Genomic DNA, 21,372 nt, shown 5'->3' on the forward strand with positions numbered 1-21,372 from the left:
ACACCCCCTCTGCCCTTCGGCATCTCCCCCACAGGGGAGAGTTGCAGGAGGTTAGACCATCGCTCCCTCGCTACCGTAGCGCGGCAGCTATAGGGTAGTTGTTTGGAGAAGCCATCTCGCCCAGCCGATCTCCCCGCCTGTGGGGGAGATGTCCGGCAGGACTGAGGGGGTAACCCCAGGCGCTACCGATGCGACGACAAAACCAGTTGATTCCGCCGTACCATCGCTGGACGCCATCGTCAAAACTTCTGCCCACAAGCCCTGCAAAACCGCCGCACCGTTTCCGCCATGCCATATTCCAGCGCATCGGCGGTCAGCCCATGGCCGATGGAAACTTCGGCAAGATCAGGAATGCGCTTCACCAGATCAGGCAGGTTTGCGACCGTCAGATCATGCCCGGCATTGACGGCAAGGCCGATCGACAGGGCTGCATCCGCGGTCTGGCCAAGCGCTTCGAGGATCGGGGCTGCCCGCTCCGGCGCGTCGTAGCAGCCGCCATAGGGGCCGGTGTAAAGTTCGATCCGGTCGGCGCCGACCGCCTTGGCGATCTTGACCGCTTCCGCATCGCCATCGCCGTCGGCAAAGAGCGAGACCCGGCATCCCATCTTCTTCAGCCGCGCCACGACATCGGTGAGGAACGCCTGTTGTTTGCGGAAGTCCCAGCCGTGATCGGAGGTCGCCTGCGACGGGTCGTCGGGCACCAGCGTCACCTGCTCGGGTGCAGCGCCAGCGCAGAGTTCGAGGAATTCCTCTGTGGGATAACCCTCGATGTTGAACTCGGCCTTCGGGAATTCGTCGTCGATCAGGTTGCGGATGACGGGTAAGTCGGAAAATCTTATATGGCGCTGGTCGGGGCGCGGATGGACCGTCAGACCGCTGGCGCCTGATGCAAGGGCTATGCGCCCGAGGGCTTCGACGCTCGGCCAGGGCAGATCGCGCCGGTTGCGCAGCATGGCGATGGCGTTGAGGTTCACGGAGAGCTTGGCTGGCATGGCGGATTATCCATCGGTCTCGGAAACGGGAGGCCACGCTTTTTAAGCCAAGTGCCCGGCGATGGCCAACGAGAATCGCAGATGAATGCGACGCCGATATTGATGGATCGGCATCACAACAGTGAGGGGCGTACCAGGAATAGCGGTTCCCGCCGGCTGCGAAGATGCGGCGGGCGCAGCGCGTGTTTTGCTGGAACCTTCGCGCAAAACCTGTAGAGCGCGCCGTCGCGTTGCTATCCCATTTAAAAGAGATTATTTTTAGCACTTATAAAAAAGATCGTTCACGCATAACGTGGACATTGTGTCGCGTAAACGTAGGCCGCGTACTGCTTCTTTCCCATAGAAGACGCTCAGAGGAAACCCCACTCGCCGCGACCGGGAAGCAACTGGCAAAACCGCATGAGGTGCAACAAGCTGCCCTAGGAGGGTTCATGCCAGACGGTTCCAAACGCCTGTTTGCTGCCGCCGGTGTCGCTTCGGAGGCCCGGTCGAAATACCGGTTCCTGCCTTTGGCCGCGCTGCCGCCGGATCTGCCGGAAGGTCCGGTGCCTATCGCCGATATGGCCAACGCATTCGGCGTTACGCACAGGACACTGCATTTCTACGAAGAAAAGGGATTGATCTCGGCCAATCGCATCGGCCTGATGCGCGTTTATGGCCAGGACGACGTGATGCGCATGGCCGTCATCACCGTCTGCCGCGAGACAGGCATGCCGATTGCAGTTATCCAGGAACTGATGGACGAGCTTCGCAACGCCGATTCGCAGGAATCGGCCGAGGCGATGTTCCGCGAGGTCTTGCAGGTGCGCAAGCGCGAGTTGACGGCCGAAATGTCGACGCTGCACCGCCAGCTCCAGCAGGTCGGCGATCTCCTGGATTTCGACGACGGCATGGAGACGCAGCCGCTCAACGACAATCAGGACAGTTCCAGCCTGACCGCGCAGGAACTGCGTTGCCTGGAACTGATGGCAGAGGGATATTCCACGCAGCGCATCGCCCGGGCACTCGATCTGAAGCATGATGAGACCAGGGATCTCGAGGCCGGAATCATCCTGAAATTCCGCGCCAACAACCGCTTCCAGGCGATCGCCAAGGCCGTGCTGCTGGGCATCGTGCAGGCTTAATTCCCCTGACGAGCGCCACTGTCTCCTTCCACTTTCAACCATAACTGTCCGGTTCGCAGCGATGAACGCAGATGAGGGGCCGGCCCCGATCGGGATCAGCGAACGATCGTCAGCGTCTCCGCCGCACGTGTGATCGCCGTATACAGCCAGCGTTCCCGCGTGTCGCGAAAGGCCCAGCTCTCGTCGAAGAGCACGACTTCGTTCCATTGCGAGCCCTGCGCCTTGTGGACGGTCAGGGCATAACCATAGTCGAACTCGTCGTAACGCTTGCGGGTGTTCCAGGGGATCTCGCCTTCGACATCCTCGAAGGCCTGCTTGAGCAGCTTGATCTTAGCCGCCCCGCGGTCCATGTCGTCGTCTTCGGGACGGACGAGCAGGTTGATGCCGGGCTTCGTCGTTTCCTTGGACGAGGTCATCACCTGCCACAGCGACCCGTTGAGCAGGCCCTTGGCAGGATCGTTCCGAAGACAGACCAGCTTGTCGCCGGTCTGCGGATAATCGGCGGAAAAACCCTTCAATTCACGCAGGCGCTGATTGTAGCGCCGCCGCGTCCTGTTGGTTCCGACAAGCACCTGGTCGGCGTCGAGCACGAGTTGCTGCGTCACCTCGTTCTTCGAAATCACCTTGGCCGTGCCGTAGTCGCCATACATGATCTCGTTGCCTTCGCGCACCTGCATGGCGAGCTTGATGATCGGATTGTCGCGCGCCTGCCGGTGGATATCCGTGAGGAGATAATCCGGCTCCTGGTTGGTGAAATAGCCGCCGCCCGAAACCGGCGGCAGCTGGCCGGGATCGCCGAGCACCAGAATCGGCGTGCCGAAGCTCATCAGGTCCTTGCCGAGCGCCTCGTCCACCATCGAGCATTCGTCGACGATGATCAGCGCCGCTTTCGCCACCGGGCTTTGCCGGTTGATCGCAAACATTGGCGCAATCGAGGTCTTGCCGGTTTCCTCGTCTTCGACCGCCTCCTCGCCGCGCGGGCGATAGATCAGCGAATGGATGGTCTTGGCGTTGGAGGCGCCGCGCGAACGCAGCACCTGCGCGGCTTTGCCGGTAAAAGCGGCAAACAGGACGTCGCCGTCGACATTCTCGGCAAAATGCCGGGCAAGCGTCGTCTTGCCCGTTCCGGCGTAGCCGAACAGGCGAAAGAGCGGCGAGCGCCCTTCGTTCAGCCATTTCGAAACAGCCTTCAGGGCTTCGTCTTGTTGCGGCGCAAATTGCATGATCAGACGACTTGGCAGGATTCGCCTGACTTAGGCAAGGCGGAAACTGACGCGGCATGGCCGACGACGGCAGATCCCGGCGCTCATCCGTTCCAGGCCCGGTCCGCGGCGCCTGCACACATGGACGGGTCCTGCCCCATCGCATCCATCACAAAATCCAGAACGGTCTTGACGCGCAGCGGCATGTTACGTCGCGAGGGATAGACGACGGTGACCGGCAGCCGGCTCGGCTGGAAATCCTTCATCACCTGGATCAACCGGCCGGCGGCGATATCGGACATGGCGATGATGTGGGAGAGCACCGCCAGTCCCGCGCCGGCAAGGGCGGCTCTGTGAATGGCGACGGCGTTGCATGCGGTCAGGCGCGGCGAGATCCTGACCGATATATCTTCCGAGCCGTTCGAAAAGGACCATGTGTTGGCCTCGCCTGCCCTCGCGTAGCACAGGCATTCATGATCCTTGATGTCCTTCGGGGCGCGTGGAGCCGCCCTGCGCGAGAGATAGGCGGGAGACGCGACGAGGAAGGCCGTCGTCCAGCCGATCCGCCGGCAGACGAGGCTGCTGTCGGCGACCGGGCCAAGGCGCACTTCGAGATCGAGGCGCTCCTCGATCATATCGGAGCTCTGCTCCCTGAAAAGCAGTTCGACCGAGAGTTTGGGATGAGCGGCGAGAAGATCGCCCAGCCGCTCGCTGAGATAGAGGCCGAGCGGTGCCGGAACGCTGAGCCTGACCTTGCCAGAAGCGATCGCTCCATCCGATCCGGCGGCATCGCCGAGCTCTTCCACCGCCTCGAGAATCCGGAGCGCCATCGGCAGCATCCTCTCCCCCTCCGCCGTCAGCGACAGGCCGCTCGTCGTGCGATGCAGCAGGCGCGTGTTGAAATGGCCCTCGAGTGCCGCAACCTGCCGGGAGACTGCGGGCTGGGTCACATTGAGATCATGCGCCGCGGCTGAAAACGAGCCCGTCTCCACGACGCGCTGAAAGGTCCGTAATGCCGAAACGATATCCATCCCCTCCTCCTCATACTTTTGCGCATAGGCTTTATGCCGCCAGACTAAGCGAGAATGACTTTACAGTCCAGCAATTAAGGATATCTTCTATCCATAAGGATATTAAATGTCCTTAATTAGAGGAGAAAGACATGACCCAGCGATTGAACTACGCCCAGCAGTCACCCGAGCTCTTCAAGAAGTTCATGGAATTCAGCATGGCGCTCCGCAGCAGCGTGATCGACGAGAAGCTGCAGGCCCTGGTCGAGATCCGCGCTTCGCAGATCAACGGATGCGGCTTCTGCCTCGACATGCATGTGAAGCAGGCCAAAATCCTCGGCGAGAGTGAGCTCAGGATCTATCACGTCGCTATTTGGCGGGAATCGAACCTGTTCATTCCCCGCGAGCGCGCCGCGCTGGCTTGGACCGAAGCCCTGACGAAACTGCCGGAGGGCGGCGTTCCCGACGAGATCTATGAGCGGGTTCGCGGCCAGCTTTCCGAAAAGGAAATCTCCGACCTGACCTTCGTGGTCATGGCAATCAATGCCTGGAACCGCGTCAATGTCGGCTTCAAGACTGTGCCCGGCACGGCCGACAAGGCCTACGGCCTCGATAAGGCTGGCCTGAACTAACCCTCGCAATTCATTGAGAAGATTCATTTTGACGCTGCCGCACCCCGGCAGCGAAAGGAGATCCGTTATGAAAATCGTTGTCATTGGCGGAACCGGTCTCATCGGTTCGAAAACCGTCGAGCGCCTGCGCAAGCGCGGCCATGAGGTGATTGCCGCCTCGCCGAACTCAGGCGTCAACACGATCACCGGAGAAGGACTGGCGGAAGCGCTTGCGGGCGCAGAGGTCGTGCTCGATCTTGCCAATTCACCCTCCTTCGAGGACAAGGCCGTGCTCGAATTCTTCGAGACCTCGGGACGCAATCTTCTCGGCGCCGAAAAGGCCGCTGGCGTCAAGCATCATGTCGCGCTGTCGGTCGTCGGCACTGAGCGCCTGCAGGAAAGCGGCTATTTCCGCGGCAAGCTCGCTCAGGAAAAGCTGATCAGGGCCTCGGGTATTCCCTATACCATCGTGCATTCGACGCAGTTCATGGAATTCCTGAACGGCATCGCCCAGTCCGGCACCGTCGGCCAGACGGTCCGCCTGTCGCCGGCCTATGTGCAGCCGATCGCCTCCGATGACGTTGCCGACGCCATGGCCGACGTGGCGCTCTCCGCCCCCGCCAACAAGACAATCGAGATATCGGGTCCCGAACGCGCTCGCCTCAGCGATCTCGTCGCCAGCTATCTAAAGGCGATGAAGGACCCGAGGACTGTCGAAGCCGATGCAGAGGCAAGATATTTCGGCGCCAGGCTGAACGATCAGTCGCTCGTCTCCGACGACAATCCGCGGCTCGGTACGATCACCTTCGAAGAGTGGTTCGCAAAATCAGCCAGTCGAAGTGATTGACTTGCCTCAGGACGCGGTCGCTTGGGCGCGTCCTCTCCATCCCAGCAACACAGGAGATTCCCATGATCAGGACATCAATGCTCGCCGCCGCACTCGCCTTTCTCACAGCGACCGGTGGCGCCGCCCACGACAGCAGCAAATCCGCGAAGGTGACGCTCGTCTATGAGCACGAACTGCCGAACGTGCCGGGCAAGAGCATCAAGGGCGTGCTGGTCGAATACGGCCCGGGCGGCTTCTCCGGAGGCCATACCCATCCGGACTCGGCCTTCATCTACGCCACCGTGCTCGAAGGATCGATCCGCAGCCAGGTCAATGACGGCCCGGTCAAGGTCTATCAGGCCGGAGAGAGCTTTTCCGAAATGCCGGGCGACCGCCATGGCGTCAGCGCCAATGGCAGCGAGACCGAGCCCGCCCGCCTGCTCGCCGTCTTCGTCGTCGACACCGATCAGAAAGAACTGACTTTCCCGCTGAAAAAGTGAGTATTCGCTGACGGCCACCCGCGGAGAGCCGGCCGCTTTCGCGGGTGGCCGACACGCTGAATCATGTGCCGCCGCCCCTTCCGGAGACAGACAGAGATGATCTACGACGCGCTCTTCGGTAGGCCGCTGATGTCCCTGATCGTGGTCGGCTTTGCCGGCATCATTGTCTGGTATTTCCTCTCCAGTCAGCGGCCGACGACGCGGCTGGTGGTGCAGATCCTCTTCTTTGCGGTGATGACGCTGATCCTCGTCGGCAGCGGCATCGAACCGCATCGTTTCAGGGGGTATCAATCCGAGGACCCGCGAGCCCTACTCGTCATCCTGGCGAAATCGCTCTGGTGGGTCCATCTGGCATGGGCAGTCATCGGCTTCATCAGGCTCTATCTGGTGCTGGAGGGCAGCCCGCGTGAGGCCCGCCTGCTCCAGGATCTCGTCGTCGGCATCGTCTATATCGGCATCGCGCTTTCGATCCTCGCCTACGTCTTCGGCGTGCCGATCGGCACCCTCGTCGCGACATCGGGCGTGGTCGCCATCATTCTCGGTCTGGCGCTTCAGAACACGCTTGCCGACGTCTTTTCCGGCATCGCGCTGACGCTCGGCCGGCCCTATGTCATCGGCGACTGGATTCTCTTGAGCGACGGCACGGAAGGACGCGTCGTCGAAAGCAACTGGCGCGCGACGCACATTCTGACCGGCGCCAACAATATCGTCGTTCTGCCCAACAGCTTCCTGGCGAAACTCGGCCTGACCAATATTAGCCGTCCGGACGAGACCCATCTGCTGATCCTCACCATCCGCATCGCCCCGACCCGGATGCCGGCATCGATCCGCCAGATCATGATCGCCGCGCTCACGAGCTGCAATTCGATTGTGCGGGAGCCTGCGCCGGTCGTCGCGCTGAAAGGGCTGGATGCCACCGCACTCGAGGTCGAGCTGCTGTTTCGGGTGACGAGCCCCAGCCTGCGTGTGACGGCGCGAAACGAGGTGCTCGATCTCGTCTATCGTCATTGCAAATCCGCCGGCCTGCTTCTCGCGGTTCCGCCCGCGGCCCAAGTGCTGACCGCCGATCTGCCGACCGAAGAAAACGCCAGGCCGCCGAGCGTCACGCCGCTTGCGCTGATCGAAGCCATTCCGGTCTTTGCGACACTGACGTCAGATGAAAAGCAGAAACTCGCCGAAACCACGACTGTCCGGCAGTTCCGCAAGGGCGATGTGATCGTGCGGGAGCGCGAAATGCTGCCCTCGCTGATTATGGTGCGCGCCGGCATCATCGTGGCGCGGCGCGAAGGCGAAGAGCGCGGGCGCTTCGCACCGGGCGATTTTTTCGGCGAGACAGGATTGCTCGCCGGCATGCAGGAAGTCTGCACCTTGGAGGCCTTGACCCCGGCGACGGTCTATGAAATCGACCAGGAAGCCTTCGCGCCGCTGTTCACCCGACGACCCGGTTTGGCCGAAGAAATCGCCGAAGCCCTCGCCGGCCGCGCCGAACGCTTCCGCGACAGCGCTGGCCTGCCTGCGGAACAGGTCCGCAACGCGCATGCCATCCTGAACACCATCAGAACCATCTTCAGGGCATGATCAGCCGGCGCGCTGGAGCACCCATTGGAACGTGTCTTGCCAGATGTCCGCCGGCACCTCCTCGGATAAGGTGCCGACAAGATCGGAGAGCCGGACGGCTCTCAACGTATTTCGCCAAGCCTCGTCGGCTTCCCACATGACGCGCGCAACCGGGCAAGGCTTACTGTCGCAATAGCCTGCCGGCCGGCACGGATTGTTCTCGCGGATATTCGTGCAGGTGAAGCTACGCGCCTTTCCCTCCACAGCCTCGACAATATCAAGGAAGTTGATCTCGGATGGGGATCTCGCAAGCCTGTAGCCCCCGCTCGGGCCGAGCGTGGTATCGACCAGGGAGGCCTGCGAAAGGCTCTGCAGCGCCTTGGAGAGATATTCCTTCGGCAGACCGTGAAGCTCGGCGAGCGCCTTGGTGGAGAGATACCTGCCCTCGGGCAGGCCCGCGAGAATGGCGCAGCAATGCAGCGCCCACTCGACCTGGCTTTTCAGGATCATTCAGCAACTCATAATGGCTGGTTCTGCGAACCAAATTAAGGATACAGGATATCCGCAAAGCTGCATGATGTAAATGACCGGCAGACAACGAAGATGTCCACCTTCGCCGAGCAGATCGCATCCCTCGCTTGTATTGTGCTCTCCGCGGCCTCTCTCCAGCCTCATCCTGAGCGCGCGAAAAACTTTCGCTCAGCCGGGAATAAAACCGCCTCGCCCCGTGTCTCATATCAGGTATCGCAGCATTGCGTGCCCAACCTGAGGAGAGACATCATGACATCCGTGAAATTCCTGTCCGTCGCGGCGGCAGCCGCGCTTGCCGCGACAGCTGCTTTCGCAGCCCCTCCCGTCAAGGAAGTCGAAACCGCCAAGGGCAAGGTGCTTGCCGGCGAAAATGGCATGACCCTCTACACCTTCAAGAAAGACGCCAAGGGCGTTTCCAACTGCAACGGCGATTGCGCCAAGAACTGGCCGCCGCTGATGGCCGCTTCCGATGCCAAGGCCGATGGTGCATATTCGATCATTGAACGCAAGGATGGTAAGAAGCAATGGGCCAAGGACGGCATGCCGCTTTATTACTGGGTCAAGGACAAGAAGGCCGGCGACATCACCGGCGACGGTGTCGGCGGCAACTGGGACCTCGCAAAACCTTGACGCCAAGGGAACCGGCGTGAAGATACCCGCACCGGAAACGTTCGAGGGCCAGATCCTGGCCCTCCTGCCCTCGCTCAGGCGCTATTCGCGCAGCCTGACGCGCTCGGATGCCGATGGCGAGGACCTGCTCCAGGACTGTGTCGAGAAGGTCCTGGCGCGCCGCGGCCAATGGCGCGGCCTCAACCTGCGCGGCTGGGTCCTGACCATCATGACCAATCTCTATCGCAACGGCCGGCGCGGCAAGGCGCGCGACGGCCTGGTCGAGCTCAATGCTGCGGAGGATATGGCAGCGCCCGAACCGCCGGCCGATCCGCTGGAGCGCGCCCGGCTCAACGATGCGCTGAACAGCCTTTCGGAGGAGCACCGCGCCGTGCTGATGCTCGTCGTCATCGAGGGCTATAGCTACAGCGAGGTCGCCGCCGCTCTCGATATCCCGATCGGCACCGTCATGTCGCGCCTGTCGCGCGCCCGCCGGCGCGTCGCCGAGCATCTGAAGGCCGATAACGTCATTACGCTTCGGAGACCGAAATGAACGAGACCAACCCGATCGTCACCGAAGCCGATCTCCACGCCTATGCCGACGGCCAGTTGCCGCAAAGCTCGCGGGCCCGCATCGAGACCTACCTCGCGGACAACCCGGACGAAGCGGCGATGATCGCCGAATGGCAGGCGCAGAACGCAGGCATCCGTTCCCTCTTTGCCGGGTACGAGAAGGCCAGGGACACTGATCCTCTGCTCGTTGCGCCCTCACGCGCGGTCGCACCCACGCGGAAGCGCTGGGCACTCGCCGCCGCGGCCCTCCTCGTTTTTGCGCTCGGCGCCGTCAGCGGGTATTATGACCCGGCTCTTCTAGAAAAGCCGGAGCTGCAGCTTACCGGCTCAGAAACCTTCCCGAAACAGGCCGAGACCGCCTTTACCGTCTATGCCGCCGAGGTCCGTCATCCCGTCGAGGTCTTCGCCGACGAGGAAGCCCATCTCGCCACCTGGCTCGGCAAGCGCCTGGCGATCGAGAACCTCAAGATCCCGAACCTGCAGCCCCTCGGCTTCAAGCTGGTCGGCGGCCGCCTGCTGCCGGTCGACGGCCGGCCGGGCGCGATGTTCATGTACGAGAACCAGGCCGGCGAGCGCCTGACCGTCATGGTCGGCCGCAACAGGGAAAACCGCACGACGAGCTTCCGCTTCGCCTCATCGGGCAATCTCGAAACCTTCTACTGGATCGACGGCGAACTCGGTTATGCCGTCACCGGCGAAATCTCGCGCGAAGCGCTGCGCGCGGTGGCCGAGGAGTGCTATCGGCAGTTCCCGTCATGACGTTTAGCGCAGCGGATCGTTGGCAAGCTCTATCGGCTTGCCATGCGGCGTCGCTTCGGCCGCCCGCTGCCAGCTCTTCTGCAGGTCGAGGAGTAGGGATGCATCCGCGACGCCGCGACTGACCAGCAGGTCCGAGAGCGCCGCCACCCAGCTGTCGAAATAATCGCTGCCGTCCTCGGCTCGGCCTGGCTGATGCAATTCCCGCGAGAGGGTTTCGGCCCACTCGGCCCAGGAAAACAGCCCCTTCTCAAGCAGATGCACGGTTATGGCGAAGGCTTCAGCCGCCCAAGGTTCAGGGAAAACAGGATCACCCTCCGGCGACTTCGGTAAACCCGGCGGTTGCGAGAGCTTAGAGGGTATTTCACACACGCTCAAGATAGCTCTCCCATGCATCGATCGAGACCGTCAGCGACGGGTCAGCACCCTCACCCCAGAGCTCCGTGCCATCAAAGATGACGGTATAGAGCCATTGCGGGTTCTCGCCCTTGCCATGCGCATTGTCATCGGGAAAGACGAAGGAACCCTGCACCGCTTCGACGATGCCGGTCTTGGCCCTGGCATAACGCGGCAAGCGCGTATGGGTGGCCGGATTGAAATTCCTCGTCCGCACCGTCTCGCCGATCGCAAATATCGGCGCGGCCTCGAAAGGACGATCGCATGGCCCGCCTTTCGCGAGAACCGCCTGTACCATCTCGGCCTTCAGCACCCGTTTCGGCGTCGCGCCCTCCTGCAGCTTGCGCCCAGACAGCAACTCCTCGCGCGTCGCAAAACCGTGCCGTTCGAGCAGCGTTTCGACGCCGCGGATCCAAATCTCGTAATAGCTGGCGGCAAGATAATCGGCCGGCGGAATGTTTTCGCGGGCATGCCGGCTCTCATCGATCGTCCAGGCGCCGAAAGCGCCGCAGGAAAGCGTGATGCCGAGAGCCCGCTTCTCCCAGTCGGCATGGAAAGAGGGCTCATCCTTTTCAGGGGCGATAGGCCCGAAACCCATCTGCCCGCCGAGATCGTGGGGTCCGTTCATGGCAGAGCCTCCGGACTGCCGGCAGCTGAAATTTTCGAGCTGCCCGCGATCGCCGTCCCGATCATCGCATCGCGGCTGACGAGATCGGCCAATGAGGTCTCATCCAACCCTTCCGTGCCCGCCGGCCGCTCGGGGATTACGAGATAACGCAACTCCGCCGTCGAATCCCAGACGCGGACCTTTTTCTCCGCAGGCAGCACCAGCCCAAATTCGGCCAGTACGCCGCGCGGATCGATGACGGCGCGCGAGCGATAGGCCGGAGCCTTGTACCAGACCGGCGGCAGGCCGAGCACCGACCAGGGATAACAGGAGCAGAGCGTGCAGACGATCAGGTTATGGGTGTCGGGCGTATTGAAGACGGCGCGCATATGCTCGCCCTGCCGGCCGGTAAACCCAAGGCTCGCAATCGCCGCCGTCGCATCGCGTTTCAGCCAGTCCGCGAATTCGGGGTTGCTCCATGCTTTCGCGACGACACGCGCACCGTTGCGCGGCCCCACCTTCCTCTCATAAGTCTCGACGATCGCATCGATTGCCCCCGGATCGATCAACCCCTTCTCCGTCAGCAGCGTCTCCAGCGCTTTGACGCGCGCCTGCATGTCGGAGTAGCGGTTGTCGTGGTGATGGTCGTAGTTGTGATGGTCGTCGTGATCATGGTCGTGCAATGCGATGTTCTCCCAAACGACAGATAGGATCTTCTCCCCGCTGGGGAGAAGGGGAATCATTGCAAGGCCCCGCCCTTCTCAAAGTATCGCCCGTGGAAAGCAGCGCAAACATCCCCTTTTCTATCACACCCCACGCACCCGCCAACCCCTCCTATCCCCCTTAAACTTTTCCGCTAATCTCCAGCCATGAACATCCTGATTCTCGGCGCAACCGGCTTCATAGGCTCCGTCGTCGCGGCCCGGCTCGCGGCCGATGGGCATGCCGTGACCGGGCTCGGCCGCAATCCTGAGCGTGCGCGTTTGAAGCAGCCTGCGATAAACTGGCGGCGGGCCGATCTGTCCCGCATGACGAAGGCCGAGGACTGGGAGGATCTCCTGAAGGACCAGCATGCCGTCGTCAATTGCGCCGGCGCGCTGCAGGACGGCCTGTCGGATGATTTGGCAGCCACACAGGGAGATGCGATGCTGGCGCTCTATTCCGCTGCGAAACGCTCTCAGCCTTTGATGGTGCAGATATCGGCAAGGACGGCGGGCGCGGCCGGCGATCTGCCTTTCCTCGCCACCAAGCGGCGGGCCGATGAGGCGCTGGCGGCAAGCGGCATGCCCCACCTCATCCTACGCCCTGCCCTCGTTCTCGGCCGCAATGCCCATGGCGGCTCGTCGCTCATCCGGGCGCTTGCCGCCTTCCCCTTGGCGCTGCCGCTCATCCACGCCGAAAGCGGGGTCGAAACCCTGTCGGTGGACGACGTGGCGGAAGCCGTGTCGCGGGCGGTTTCAGGCGATCTGCGCGGGGATATCGTTCTTGCCGCCGACGAGGTGCTGACGCTCGCCGATCTCGTGCGCCTTCACCGGCAATGGCTGGGCCTGCCGCCCGCCCGCGTCTTTTCGCTTGCTCCGCGGCTGGCGCAGCCCGTGACATGGCTCGCCGATGTCGCGGGCGTGCTCGGCTGGCGGTCGCCGCTGCGCTCGACGGCAATGACCGTCATGTCGGAAGGCATTAAAAGCGCGAAGGCGGAGAGCGGCCTTGCCGCGACATCAGCCGCGGCAACGCTTTCAGCCAATCCTTCCGGCGTGCAGGATCTCTGGTTCGCCCGGCTCTATCTGCTGAAGCCGCTCGTCATTTCGGGCCTGTCGGCCTTTTGGCTGCTCTCCGGCCTGATCCCGCCGCTGGTGCTGGAGAAGGCATCCGCGCATTTCCTGCCCTTCATGCCCGAGGCGGCAGCGGCGATGCTGACGCTTGTCACCTGTCTCATCGATATCGCGCTCGGCGCCGCCGTCCTAATCCGCCCGCTCGCCAAACGCGCCCTCCTCGGCATGCTGGCCGTCTCGTTGGCCTATCTCACCGGCGGCACACTTCTCGAACCGGCGCTCTGGCTCGATCCGCTCGGCCCGCTTGTCAAGGTACTGCCGTCGATCCTGCTGACGCTCACGGCCCTTGCCACCCTGGATGAACGCTGATGCTCCAAGAATGGCTCCTGCTTGCCCATGTCATCGGCGCGACCGTTCTCTTCGGCACCGGCGCCGGCATCGCCTTTTTCATGGTGATGGCGCACCGCACGCGTGATCCCATCCTGATCGCCCATGTCGCCGCAACAGTCGTCATCGCCGACACCGTCTTCACGGCGACCGCCGCCATTCTCCAGCCGGTCACCGGCTATCTGCTGGCGCGGTCGATCGGCTGGAATCTTTCGGAGGGCTGGATTGCGCTGTCACTGCTGCTCTATGTCGTCACCGGCCTGTTCTGGCTGCCGGTCGTCTGGATCCAGCTCCAACTGCGCGACCTCGCCCGCGCCGCGGCACGCTCGGGAGGCGCTCTGCCGCCCAGCTATAACAGCCTCTACCGCATCTGGTTCGCCTTCGGCTTTCCGGCCTTCTCCGCCGTCCTCGGCATTTTCTGGCTGATGCTGACCAAACCGTCGATCGCTCTATTTTAGCATCGGCCAGAGGCTCGCCACCAGAAGCACGGCCATGCTGATATTGAACCACTTCAGCCGCACCGGATCGGAAAGCCATTCCCTGAGCGCCGAGCCGAAGCCTGCCCAGCTTGAGACGCTCGGCACGTTCACCACCGCGAAAGCCAGGCCGACGATCAACACGCTGACGAGATAAAGCTCCGGATTCGTATAGGTCGCCATTGCGGTGACCGCCATCACCCAGGCTTTCGGATTGATCCACTGGAAAGCCGCCGCCGAGACAAAGGACATTGGCGCCGCACCGCTCTTGCCTTCGCTGAGCGAACGCGACGAAGCGATTTTCCAGGCGATCCAGAGGAGATAGGCGCCGCCGGCGAATTTCAGCACGGTATAGAGCATCGGTATCGTGTGCAGCAGCGCACCGAGCCCGAGACCAACGGCAATGAGTAGCGAGAAGAAGCCGGCGCCGATGCCGAACATATGCGGGACAGTCCTGCGGAAGCCGAAATTCACGCCCGAAGCGAAAAGCATCATATTGTTCGGCCCCGGCGTGATCGACGTCGTAAAGGCGAAGAGAACGAGAGCGAGAAACGTATCCAGCGGCATGAAACCTCCCGAAGCCGGCTTTTCCAGCAGCCAGCTTTTATTTAGGTCAGCATAACTGTCCTAAATCGCCGACACCAATACATCATTGTCATGGTGACAGGATTACTTGAAAGATAGCGGCGCAGCCCAATCTCCTGACCAGGATCAAGACCATGCAGGACGACCCTATCTCATCGATCACAATCCCGAACGGCGCGGAAGTGCCGGTGCTCGGCCAGGGAACCTGGGCCATGGGCGAGGATGCCGGCCATGCCAAGGCCGAGATCGAAAGCCTCAGAGTCGGTATCGATCTCGGCATGACGCTGATCGATACCGCCGAAATGTATGGCGACGGTGGCGCCGAGGAAATCGTCGGCCAGGCGGTCAGGGGACGGCGCGACGAGGTCTTCATCGTCAGCAAGGTCTATCCTTGGAATGCCAGCCTGAAAGGCACGATCGAGGCTTGCGAACACAGCCTCGAACGCCTCGGCACGGACCGCATCGATCTCTATCTCCTGCATTGGCGCGGCAACTATCCGCTCGCCGAGACTGTCGCCGCCTTCGAAATGTTAAAGGCGTCAGGCAAGATCGGCGCCTGGGGCGTCTCCAACTTCGACACTGATGACATGGAGGAACTACTTGGCGTGCCGGATGGCGTCAATGTCGCCGCCAACCAGGTGCTCTACAATCTCTCTCGCCGCGGCATTGAATTCGACCTCCTGCCCTGGTGCCGAAGCCGCGGCATTCCCGTAATGGCCTATTCGCCGATCGAGCAGGGCCATATCCTCCATCATCCGGAACTGATCCACATCGCCAAGGCCTACCAGGCGACACCCGCCCAACTGGCGCTCGCCTTCCTGCTGAAACGCGACGGCGTCATCGCCATCCCCAAGACCTCGAATGCCGAACGTGTTCGCGAAAACCGCGACTGTGTCTCGCTTGATATCACCGACGACGATTGGGAAGCGCTCGACGCTGCCTTCCCGCCGCCGGCCGGGAAAAAGCCGCTGGAGATGCTGTGATTTCCGGTAGCTGTCCGACCGAAAAGCCCGTCGTCCGACTGCCGCCACCTTTCTCCCCGTCAGCTGGGAGAAAGGACACGTCGCAACCTCTCCGGTCCCCATCATGCTCTCGTTTGGAGCGTCCCCTCGCCGCGTTTACGGGGAGAGGGTTAGGGTGAGGGGCAGCTATCAGCACAAACCTAACAGAGCTAGCAGGGTCACATCCCCTGCGCACCACGGTTCATCGCCGCAATGCCCGTACGGCAGACTTCAATCAGGCCGAGCGGCTTCATGATCGCGATGAACTGGTCGATCTTGGAGGATTTGCCCGTTATCTCCAGAATGAAGTGATCGATCGTCGCGTCCACCACCTTGGCGTGGAAGGCATCGGCAAGCCGTAGCGTCTCGGCGCGTGTTTCGCCCTCGCCGATCACCTTGACCAACGCAACTTCCCGCTCGATCGGCCGGTCCTGGCCGAGTTCGCGGGCCCGCACCGTCAGATCGACAACGCGGTGAACAGGGACGATGCGTTCGAGCTGCGCCTTGATCTGCTCCAGCACATGAGGCGTGCCGCGCGTCACGATGGTGATGCGGGACAGATGCGCCTGGTGCTCGGTCTCGGAGACCGTCAAGCTCTCGATATTGTAGCCACGGCCGGAGAACAGGCCGATGACGCGGGCAAGGACGCCGGGCTCGTTGTCGACGAGAACCGAAAGTGTATGGCTCTCGACTGCGGTCGTTTCCGGAGAGATGAAATAGGCAGAGCCCGTGGGCTGAAGATGTGCGTTCATGGTCCTGGGTTCCTACCTTATCGTTATACGAGCTGACGGCCCTTGGCGTCGATCGCGTTGGCGACGGCTTCGTCGGTGGCTTCGTCGGGCAGCAGCATCTCGTTATGCGCCTTGCCCGAGGGGATCATCGGGAAGCAGTTGGCGAGATTGGCGACGCGGCAATCGAAGATGACCGGCTTCTTGACCTCGATCATCTCGATAATGGCGTCGTCGAGCTCGTCCGGCTTTTCGCAGCGCAGTCCGACCGCGCCATAGGCTTCCGCAAGCTTGACGAAATCGGGCATCGCTTCCGTATAGGAGTGCGACAGGCGGTTGCCGTGCAGCAGTTGCTGCCACTGTCGCACCATGCCCATATACTGGTTGTTCATGATGAAGATCTTGATCGGCGCGTCGTACTGGATCGCCGTCGACATTTCCTGAATGCACATCTGGATCGAGGCATCGCCGGCGATATCGATGACGAGGCTTTCGGGATGGGCGATCTGCACGCCGAGGGCCGCCGGCAGGCCGTAGCCCATCGTGCCGAGGCCTCCTGAGGTCATCCAGCGGTTCGGCTGTTCGAAGCCGAAGAACTGCGCCGCCCACATCTGGTGCTGGCCGACTTCGGTCGTGATGTAGGTGTCGCGGTCCTTGGTATGCGCATAGAGCCGCTCCAGCGCATATTGCGGCATGATCACATCGTTGCTCTTGGTAAAAGCAAAGGAATTGCGCGCCCGCCAGCGGGCGATATCGCTCCACCAATCCTCGAGGCGGCCCTTCTCCGGCCTCTTCGGCAGCGCCCGCCACAGGCGGACCATGTCTTCGAGGACATGGCCGACATCTCCGCGGATGCCGATGTCAACGCGGACGTTCTTGTTGATCGAGGACGGATCGATATCGATATGGATCTTCTTCGAATTCGGCGAGAAGGCGTTAAGACGGCCGGTGATGCGGTCGTCGAAGCGGGCGCCGATGCAGACCATGACGTCGCAATCATGCATCGCCATGTTTGCTTCGTAGGAGCCGTGCATGCCGAGCATCTTCAGCCAGTTCTTGCCCGAAGCCGGATAGGCGCCGAGGCCCATCAGCGTCGAAGTGATAGGGAAATCGGTGAGCTCGACCAGCTCGCGCAGCAGCTTGGAGGCCTCGGGGCCGGAATTGACGACGCCACCGCCGGAATAGATGATCGGACGGCGCGCATTCGCCATCATCTCAATCGCCGCATGGATCTGGTTGAGGTCGCCCTGGATCTTCGGCTGGTAGCTCTTCTGGATCGCGTAATCGGCGGGCGGCGTGTATGTGCCGGTCGCAAACTGCACGTCCTTCGGAATATCGACGACGACGGGGCCTGGACGGCCGGACTGGGCGATGCGGAAGGCCTCATGAATGATGGCGGCGAGCTGGTTGACGTCCTTGACCAGCCAGTTGTGCTTGGTGCAGGGCCGGGTGATGCCGACCGTGTCGCATTCCTGGAAGGCGTCGGAGCCGATCAATGGGGTCGGAACCTGGCCGGTCAGGCAGACGAGCGGGATTGAATCCATCAGCGCATCCTGCAGCGGCGTGACCGCATTGGTGGCGCCAGGACCAGAGGTCACCAGCATGACGCCGACCTTGCCTGTGGAGCGGGCGTAGCCTTCGGCCGCATGGCCGGCCCCCTGCTCGTGGCGAACGAGAATGTGCTTGATCTCGTCCTGCTGGAAGATCTCGTCATAGATCGGCAGAACCGCGCCGCCGGGATAGCCGAAGATATGTTCGACGCCGTTATCCTTCAGCGCCTTGAGAACGATCTCCGCTCCCGTCATCCGATTGCCTGCCGCCTGATTGTCCGTGCTCATCTGTGTCTGTTCCGTTTGATGCTGGATTTGCGTTTGTGGCCGGGAGCCCGATTTCGGGCACAAAAAAAGGCCCCGGAGGAGCCTGTCATCTAGCGCATGGGTGGCTGTCGCCGGATGGTTACACCATCCTGCCCATGCGCTTTCCCACCACGATAAGAGCCGTTGCGATTTTCATGGCCGGCAGTGATAGACAGAAAATTTCGCAGCGTCAACGCATGCCGCAACAAAAAACTGCCCTGGGCCCCCGCCTCCCAAAATCGATAGGATGAAGGATTTGTTAAAGGATCGACTTTATCCTTTAACGCTACCGCAGGGAGTAGCCTTTGCTCAACAACGACTTGCGCATGTCTGGCAAGGCAAGCGAGCACGATCGACGCGACGGCCATACGCCGGGAAATCGCTTTCTCGGCCGCGTCGTTGCATGCAGCGGCTCCAGGGCCACGATTGCCGCTGTCGCCGTTGAGGGCGGCACCGATCTTACAGAACTCTGGTCCGTCGGCCGGCTGATTTCGATCAGCGTCGGCCGCAACCGTGTCGTCGCCCTGGTCTATCAAATGAACACCGGCAGCCATGCCTGGGGCGAAGGCGAGGACAATAAGTTCAGAATCGAGACCGAGCTTCTCGGCGAAGTCCGCGTCGATGAGGACGGGCGCGAGGAATTTTCGACCGGCATCTCACGTTATCCCTATCTCGGCGCCATCGCCCATCGCATCCGCGCCGCCGACCTTATGCGCATCTACGATGCCGGAACGGGTACGACCGCCATCATCGGCAAGCTAACGCAGGATGAAAGCATCGATGCGGCGATCCACATCCCGTCAATGCTCTCCAAGCATTTCGCCGTCGTCGGCTCGACCGGCGTCGGCAAGTCGACCGCCGTATCGCTACTTTTGCACAAGGCGATCGCGGCCGATCCGAAGCTGCGCGTGCTGATCCTCGATCCGCACAATGAATTCGCCGCCGCCTTTCCCAAGCACGCCGTCACCATCGATACGGATACGCTCGACCTGCCCTTCTGGCTGATGCGGCTGGAGGAATTTGCCGAAGTCGTGTTTCGCGGCCGCCCGCCCGTGCCCGAAGAGCTCGACATGCTGCGCGACATCATGCCGGAGGCCAAACGCGCCTTCCGCGGCAGCGACAACTCGCTGGTGCGCCGCACGACGGAAAAGAGCTCGATCACCGCCGATACGCCGGTTCCCTACCGCATGGCCGATCTGCTGGCGCTGATCGACGAGCGCATCGGCCGCCTCGAAGGCCGGGCGGAAAAGCCCTCCCTGCGGTCGCTGAAGATGCGCCTCATCGCCGCGATCAACGATCCGCGCTATCACTTCATGTTCTCCAACAACACGATCAGCGACACGATCACCGATACCATCGCGCAGATCTTCCGCATCCCCGGAGATAACAGACCAATCTGCACTTTCCAGCTTGCCGGCATTCCCTCCGAAGTCGTTAATTCGGTCGCCTCCGTGCTTTGCCGCATGGCTTTCGAAGTGGCGTTGTGGAGTGACGGCGCCATCCACATGCTCGTCGTCTGCGAGGAAGCCCACCGCTACATCCCGTCCGATCCGAACCTCGGCTTCATCCCTACGCGCCAGGCGATCGCCCGCATCGCCAAGGAGGGCCGTAAATACGGTGTCTCGCTGGGCATCATCACTCAGCGGCCAGGCGAGCTCGACCAGACGATCCTGTCACAGTGCTCGACGCTCTTTGCCATGCGCCTTGCCAATGACCGTGACCAGGAAATCATTCGTTCAGCCATCCCGAATTCATCGATCTCGACGACGAGCTTCATCTCCTCGATCGGCAACGGTGAGGCGATCGCCTTCGGCGAGGCGATCAGCGTGCCGATGCGGATGCGCTTCTCCCGTGTTGAAGAGAACCTCCTGCCGAAGGCCGCCAGCGCCAACAGCAAGCATAGCGAGGAAGATCCCGATACGGTCGATTTGCGCAAGATCGTCACCCGCATGCGGGCGGTGACCGTCGGGCCTGACATTTCGAATTTTCAGCAGAGCGTTGCGGCATCCATGCCAGATTTCGACGAGGCTCAGGAAACCGACGATGCTTCCGATGCCAAACCCGTTACCCCGTCGGCACCGGCTTCGGCGCCACTCCAATCCTACCGGCGCGAATTGCTGCCGCAGGCGCCGCGGCTGGACCCGGCCGAACCGGCCCCGATCGATCCGCGGCTGGACGCGCTGCGCCGCGAACTGCGTCGCGAGGAGCCGGTCTTTCCTCGGCCGGCGCCGCCGACCGACCAGCCGCAGATCACCCGCCGGGAACCCGGCCCGTCTCTGCGTGAAAGCATCCTGAAAAAGCCGCTGAGCAGCCTTTACAACAAGGATTGATGCTCCAGCGCGATCAACGGCCGGGCAGCATCGAGCACACGCTGGCGATCCGCCCGCCCGAGCGGCAGGAGCGGCCGGGGAAGCTCCGCCCGAACGCCAAGGAGATGCTCGGCCAGCATATAGACCACGCGAATGCTTCCATACGCCTTGAACACGTGCCAGAGCGGCTGCAGAAGACCATCGAGCCGGCGCGCCTCGCCGTCATTGCCGGCGATCGCGGCCTTGGTCAGAGCGAGCGCTACGCGGGGAAGAAGCCCGCCGATAACGCTGTACCAAGCGTCTGCGCCTGCAAGCAGTGCCTCCGCCGCACCCCAATCGCCGCTGTAGCCGATCGCGAGATCGGTCTTTTCCCGCAAAGTCGCAAGCTCGCCAAGCAAATCGCCGTCTGCCGGCAGCGGCATTTTCACCGCCTTGATCGTCTCGACATCGGAGAGGCGCTGCAGAAGCTCGCGGCTGAAGATGAAGTGCGTCGTGCCGGGATTGTTGTAGATGCAGAGCGGCAGTCTGGTTGCCTTGGCCACAGCGAGGAAGTGCTGGTAGGCCTCTTCCTGGGTCAGCGGCGTGTAGGAAACAGGCGCAAGCAGAAGCGCATCCGCGCCGGCAGCCTCGGCGTCCCTGGCGAGATCCACGGCATGATCCGTCCTCAGGGCGCCGGCGCCGACGAGGAGTGGAACACGGCCGTTGACGCATTCGACCGCCGCCTTGACGGCCCGCAGCCGCTCCTCGCGCGTGAGATAGGCGTATATCCCGGTGCTGCCGAGAAGGCCGATGGAGGCCACACCTGACTCGCACAGGGGGGCCAGCAAGCGGCAGAGCCCCTCAACGTCCACCCGGCCATCGGGATCGGCAGGCGTCGGCGGAAAGGCCGAGAGGCCATGGAACGTAGAAATGGCAGGCATGATGCGATCCTGAAAGACAGTTGATTGGCAACGAGCCAGACGAT

23 protein-coding genes are annotated in these 21,372 nt (G+C 62.2%); 12 read left to right on the forward strand and 11 right to left on the reverse strand.

Features of this window, described 5'->3' with window-relative positions:
- Nucleotides 1–239 precede the first annotated feature (239 nt).
- Nucleotides 240–992 carry a pyridoxine 5'-phosphate synthase gene (locus NXC14_RS14395; protein WP_085778714.1) on the reverse strand — a complete coding sequence of 251 codons (753 nt, stop codon included), beginning with the start codon at nt 990–992 and terminating at the stop codon, nt 240–242.
- Nucleotides 993–1,423: 431 nt separating this feature from the next.
- Here NXC14_RS14395 and NXC14_RS14400 point away from each other — a divergent pair, with 431 nt between their 5' ends.
- Entirely contained in the window at nt 1,424–2,116 is a 693-nt protein-coding gene (locus tag NXC14_RS14400) for a MerR family transcriptional regulator (RefSeq protein ID WP_085778715.1), read from the forward strand.
- Between the two features lie 95 nt (nt 2,117–2,211).
- On the opposite strand, the gene NXC14_RS14405 is transcribed toward NXC14_RS14400, so the two are convergent.
- A complete protein-coding gene (locus NXC14_RS14405; RefSeq protein WP_085778716.1) occupies nt 2,212–3,339 on the reverse strand; it encodes an ATP-dependent RecD-like DNA helicase in 1,128 nt (375 codons plus the stop codon).
- Between the two features lie 83 nt (nt 3,340–3,422).
- Entirely contained in the window at nt 3,423–4,349 is a 927-nt protein-coding gene (locus tag NXC14_RS14410) for a LysR family transcriptional regulator (protein ID WP_085778717.1), read from the reverse strand.
- A gap of 131 nt (nt 4,350–4,480) precedes the next feature.
- On the opposite strand from NXC14_RS14410, the gene NXC14_RS14415 reads away from it, so the two are divergent.
- From NXC14_RS14415 to NXC14_RS14430, 4 genes are all read left to right on the forward strand, one after another.
- Nucleotides 4,481–4,960 (forward strand): carboxymuconolactone decarboxylase family protein, encoded by a 480-nt coding sequence (locus NXC14_RS14415; protein ID WP_085778718.1) that lies wholly within the window; start codon nt 4,481–4,483, stop codon nt 4,958–4,960.
- Between the two features lie 67 nt (nt 4,961–5,027).
- Entirely contained in the window at nt 5,028–5,786 is a 759-nt protein-coding gene (locus NXC14_RS14420) for an SDR family oxidoreductase (RefSeq protein ID WP_085778719.1), read from the forward strand.
- 62 nt (nt 5,787–5,848) lie between these two features.
- Complete coding sequence (locus NXC14_RS14425; protein WP_085778720.1) at nt 5,849–6,265, forward strand: cupin domain-containing protein; 417 nt, start codon at nt 5,849–5,851, stop codon at nt 6,263–6,265.
- Nucleotides 6,266–6,361: 96 nt separating this feature from the next.
- On the forward strand, nt 6,362–7,843 hold the full coding sequence (locus NXC14_RS14430; RefSeq protein ID WP_085778721.1) for a cyclic nucleotide-binding domain-containing protein: 1,482 nt from the start codon (nt 6,362–6,364) through the stop codon (nt 7,841–7,843).
- Here the strand turns inward: NXC14_RS14430 and NXC14_RS14435 are convergent, their stop codons facing one another.
- The gene (locus NXC14_RS14435; RefSeq protein ID WP_085778722.1) at nt 7,844–8,332 is read right to left on the reverse strand and encodes an Rrf2 family transcriptional regulator; all 489 of its coding nucleotides are present in this window, start codon (nt 8,330–8,332) and stop codon (nt 7,844–7,846) included.
- A 270-nt stretch (nt 8,333–8,602) separates the two neighbouring features.
- On the opposite strand from NXC14_RS14435, the gene NXC14_RS14440 reads away from it, so the two are divergent.
- From NXC14_RS14440 to NXC14_RS14450, 3 genes are read left to right on the forward strand one after another with little or no spacing between them, the layout of a single operon-like run.
- Nucleotides 8,603–8,983: a hypothetical protein gene (locus tag NXC14_RS14440; RefSeq protein WP_085778723.1), complete on the forward strand. Its 381-nt coding sequence runs from the start codon at nt 8,603–8,605 to the stop codon at nt 8,981–8,983.
- 16 nt (nt 8,984–8,999) lie between these two features.
- On the forward strand, nt 9,000–9,515 hold the full coding sequence (locus tag NXC14_RS14445) for an RNA polymerase sigma factor (RefSeq protein WP_085778724.1): 516 nt from the start codon (nt 9,000–9,002) through the stop codon (nt 9,513–9,515).
- The gene (locus tag NXC14_RS14450; protein WP_085778725.1) at nt 9,512–10,294 is read left to right on the forward strand and encodes an anti-sigma factor; all 783 of its coding nucleotides are present in this window, start codon (nt 9,512–9,514) and stop codon (nt 10,292–10,294) included. The genes NXC14_RS14445 and NXC14_RS14450 overlap by 4 nt, the downstream gene beginning before the upstream one ends.
- A gap of 3 nt (nt 10,295–10,297) precedes the next feature.
- Here the strand turns inward: NXC14_RS14450 and NXC14_RS14455 are convergent, their stop codons facing one another.
- The 3 genes from NXC14_RS14455 to nthA are packed head-to-tail and all read right to left on the reverse strand — an operon-like array spanning nt 10,298 to nt 11,977.
- Nucleotides 10,298–10,669, reverse strand: coding sequence for a nitrile hydratase accessory protein (locus tag NXC14_RS14455; RefSeq protein WP_085778726.1), 372 nt, complete (start codon nt 10,667–10,669; stop codon nt 10,298–10,300).
- Entirely contained in the window at nt 10,656–11,315 is a 660-nt protein-coding gene (gene nthB, locus NXC14_RS14460; RefSeq protein WP_085778727.1) for a nitrile hydratase subunit beta, read from the reverse strand. The genes NXC14_RS14455 and nthB overlap by 14 nt, the downstream gene beginning before the upstream one ends.
- Entirely contained in the window at nt 11,312–11,977 is a 666-nt protein-coding gene (nthA, locus tag NXC14_RS14465; protein WP_085778728.1) for a nitrile hydratase subunit alpha, read from the reverse strand. Before nthA ends, nthB begins: the two co-directional genes overlap by 4 nt.
- A gap of 186 nt (nt 11,978–12,163) precedes the next feature.
- On the opposite strand from nthA, the gene NXC14_RS14470 reads away from it, so the two are divergent.
- Together NXC14_RS14470 and NXC14_RS14475 are read left to right on the forward strand one after the other, a co-directional pair.
- The gene (locus tag NXC14_RS14470) at nt 12,164–13,435 is read left to right on the forward strand and encodes an SDR family oxidoreductase (protein ID WP_085778729.1); all 1,272 of its coding nucleotides are present in this window, start codon (nt 12,164–12,166) and stop codon (nt 13,433–13,435) included.
- Nucleotides 13,435–13,911 carry a DUF2269 domain-containing protein gene (locus NXC14_RS14475; RefSeq protein ID WP_085778730.1) on the forward strand — a complete coding sequence of 159 codons (477 nt, stop codon included), beginning with the start codon at nt 13,435–13,437 and terminating at the stop codon, nt 13,909–13,911. The genes NXC14_RS14470 and NXC14_RS14475 overlap by 1 nt, the downstream gene beginning before the upstream one ends.
- On the opposite strand, the gene NXC14_RS14480 is transcribed toward NXC14_RS14475, so the two are convergent.
- Nucleotides 13,903–14,496 carry a LysE family translocator gene (locus NXC14_RS14480; RefSeq protein ID WP_085778731.1) on the reverse strand — a complete coding sequence of 198 codons (594 nt, stop codon included), beginning with the start codon at nt 14,494–14,496 and terminating at the stop codon, nt 13,903–13,905. The genes NXC14_RS14475 and NXC14_RS14480 overlap by 9 nt on opposite strands.
- Nucleotides 14,497–14,648: 152 nt before the next feature.
- Between NXC14_RS14480 and NXC14_RS14485 the strand changes: the two genes are divergently transcribed.
- The gene (locus tag NXC14_RS14485) at nt 14,649–15,497 is read left to right on the forward strand and encodes an aldo/keto reductase (RefSeq protein WP_085778732.1); all 849 of its coding nucleotides are present in this window, start codon (nt 14,649–14,651) and stop codon (nt 15,495–15,497) included.
- A gap of 197 nt (nt 15,498–15,694) precedes the next feature.
- Here the strand turns inward: NXC14_RS14485 and ilvN are convergent, their stop codons facing one another.
- Together ilvN and NXC14_RS14495 are read right to left on the reverse strand one after the other, a co-directional pair.
- Nucleotides 15,695–16,267: an acetolactate synthase small subunit gene (gene ilvN / locus NXC14_RS14490; RefSeq protein ID WP_011426035.1), complete on the reverse strand. Its 573-nt coding sequence runs from the start codon at nt 16,265–16,267 to the stop codon at nt 15,695–15,697.
- Between the two features lie 23 nt (nt 16,268–16,290).
- Nucleotides 16,291–18,081: an acetolactate synthase 3 large subunit gene (locus NXC14_RS14495; protein WP_085778733.1), complete on the reverse strand. Its 1,791-nt coding sequence runs from the start codon at nt 18,079–18,081 to the stop codon at nt 16,291–16,293.
- A 323-nt stretch (nt 18,082–18,404) separates the two neighbouring features.
- Between NXC14_RS14495 and NXC14_RS14500 the strand changes: the two genes are divergently transcribed.
- Nucleotides 18,405–20,429 (forward strand): DUF87 domain-containing protein, encoded by a 2,025-nt coding sequence (locus NXC14_RS14500; protein ID WP_085778734.1) that lies wholly within the window; start codon nt 18,405–18,407, stop codon nt 20,427–20,429.
- Here the strand turns inward: NXC14_RS14500 and NXC14_RS14505 are convergent.
- Complete coding sequence (locus tag NXC14_RS14505; RefSeq protein ID WP_085778735.1) at nt 20,414–21,328, reverse strand: dihydrodipicolinate synthase family protein; 915 nt, start codon at nt 21,326–21,328, stop codon at nt 20,414–20,416. The genes NXC14_RS14500 and NXC14_RS14505 overlap by 16 nt on opposite strands.
- Between the last annotated feature and the right edge of the window lie 44 nt (nt 21,329–21,372).

The sequence above is a fragment of the Rhizobium sp. NXC14 genome (assembly GCF_002117485.1).
GTDB lineage: Bacteria > Pseudomonadota > Alphaproteobacteria > Rhizobiales > Rhizobiaceae > Rhizobium.

Coding starts and splice junctions, on each gene's coding strand:
- NXC14_RS14505 (WP_085778735.1), bottom strand. CDS start 21,328: ATGCCTGCCATTTCTACGTTCCATGGCCTCTCGGCCTTTCCGCCGACG.
- NXC14_RS14435 (WP_085778722.1), bottom strand. CDS start 8,332: ATGATCCTGAAAAGCCAGGTCGAGTGGGCGCTGCATTGCTGCGCCATT.
- NXC14_RS14470 (WP_085778729.1), top strand. CDS start 12,164: ATGAACATCCTGATTCTCGGCGCAACCGGCTTCATAGGCTCCGTCGTC.
- NXC14_RS14450 (WP_085778725.1), top strand. CDS start 9,512: ATGAACGAGACCAACCCGATCGTCACCGAAGCCGATCTCCACGCCTAT.
- NXC14_RS14405 (WP_085778716.1), bottom strand. CDS start 3,339: ATGCAATTTGCGCCGCAACAAGACGAAGCCCTGAAGGCTGTTTCGAAA.
- NXC14_RS14475 (WP_085778730.1), top strand. CDS start 13,435: ATGCTCCAAGAATGGCTCCTGCTTGCCCATGTCATCGGCGCGACCGTT.
- NXC14_RS14495 (WP_085778733.1), bottom strand. CDS start 18,081: ATGAGCACGGACAATCAGGCGGCAGGCAATCGGATGACGGGAGCGGAG.
- NXC14_RS14425 (WP_085778720.1), top strand. CDS start 5,849: ATGATCAGGACATCAATGCTCGCCGCCGCACTCGCCTTTCTCACAGCG.
- ilvN (WP_011426035.1), bottom strand. CDS start 16,267: ATGAACGCACATCTTCAGCCCACGGGCTCTGCCTATTTCATCTCTCCG.
- NXC14_RS14440 (WP_085778723.1), top strand. CDS start 8,603: ATGACATCCGTGAAATTCCTGTCCGTCGCGGCGGCAGCCGCGCTTGCC.
- NXC14_RS14410 (WP_085778717.1), bottom strand. CDS start 4,349: ATGGATATCGTTTCGGCATTACGGACCTTTCAGCGCGTCGTGGAGACG.
- NXC14_RS14395 (WP_085778714.1), bottom strand. CDS start 992: ATGCCAGCCAAGCTCTCCGTGAACCTCAACGCCATCGCCATGCTGCGC.
- NXC14_RS14430 (WP_085778721.1), top strand. CDS start 6,362: ATGATCTACGACGCGCTCTTCGGTAGGCCGCTGATGTCCCTGATCGTG.
- NXC14_RS14420 (WP_085778719.1), top strand. CDS start 5,028: ATGAAAATCGTTGTCATTGGCGGAACCGGTCTCATCGGTTCGAAAACC.
- NXC14_RS14480 (WP_085778731.1), bottom strand. CDS start 14,496: ATGCCGCTGGATACGTTTCTCGCTCTCGTTCTCTTCGCCTTTACGACG.
- NXC14_RS14400 (WP_085778715.1), top strand. CDS start 1,424: ATGCCAGACGGTTCCAAACGCCTGTTTGCTGCCGCCGGTGTCGCTTCG.
- nthB (WP_085778727.1), bottom strand. CDS start 11,315: ATGAACGGACCCCACGATCTCGGCGGGCAGATGGGTTTCGGGCCTATC.
- NXC14_RS14415 (WP_085778718.1), top strand. CDS start 4,481: ATGACCCAGCGATTGAACTACGCCCAGCAGTCACCCGAGCTCTTCAAG.
- NXC14_RS14485 (WP_085778732.1), top strand. CDS start 14,649: ATGCAGGACGACCCTATCTCATCGATCACAATCCCGAACGGCGCGGAA.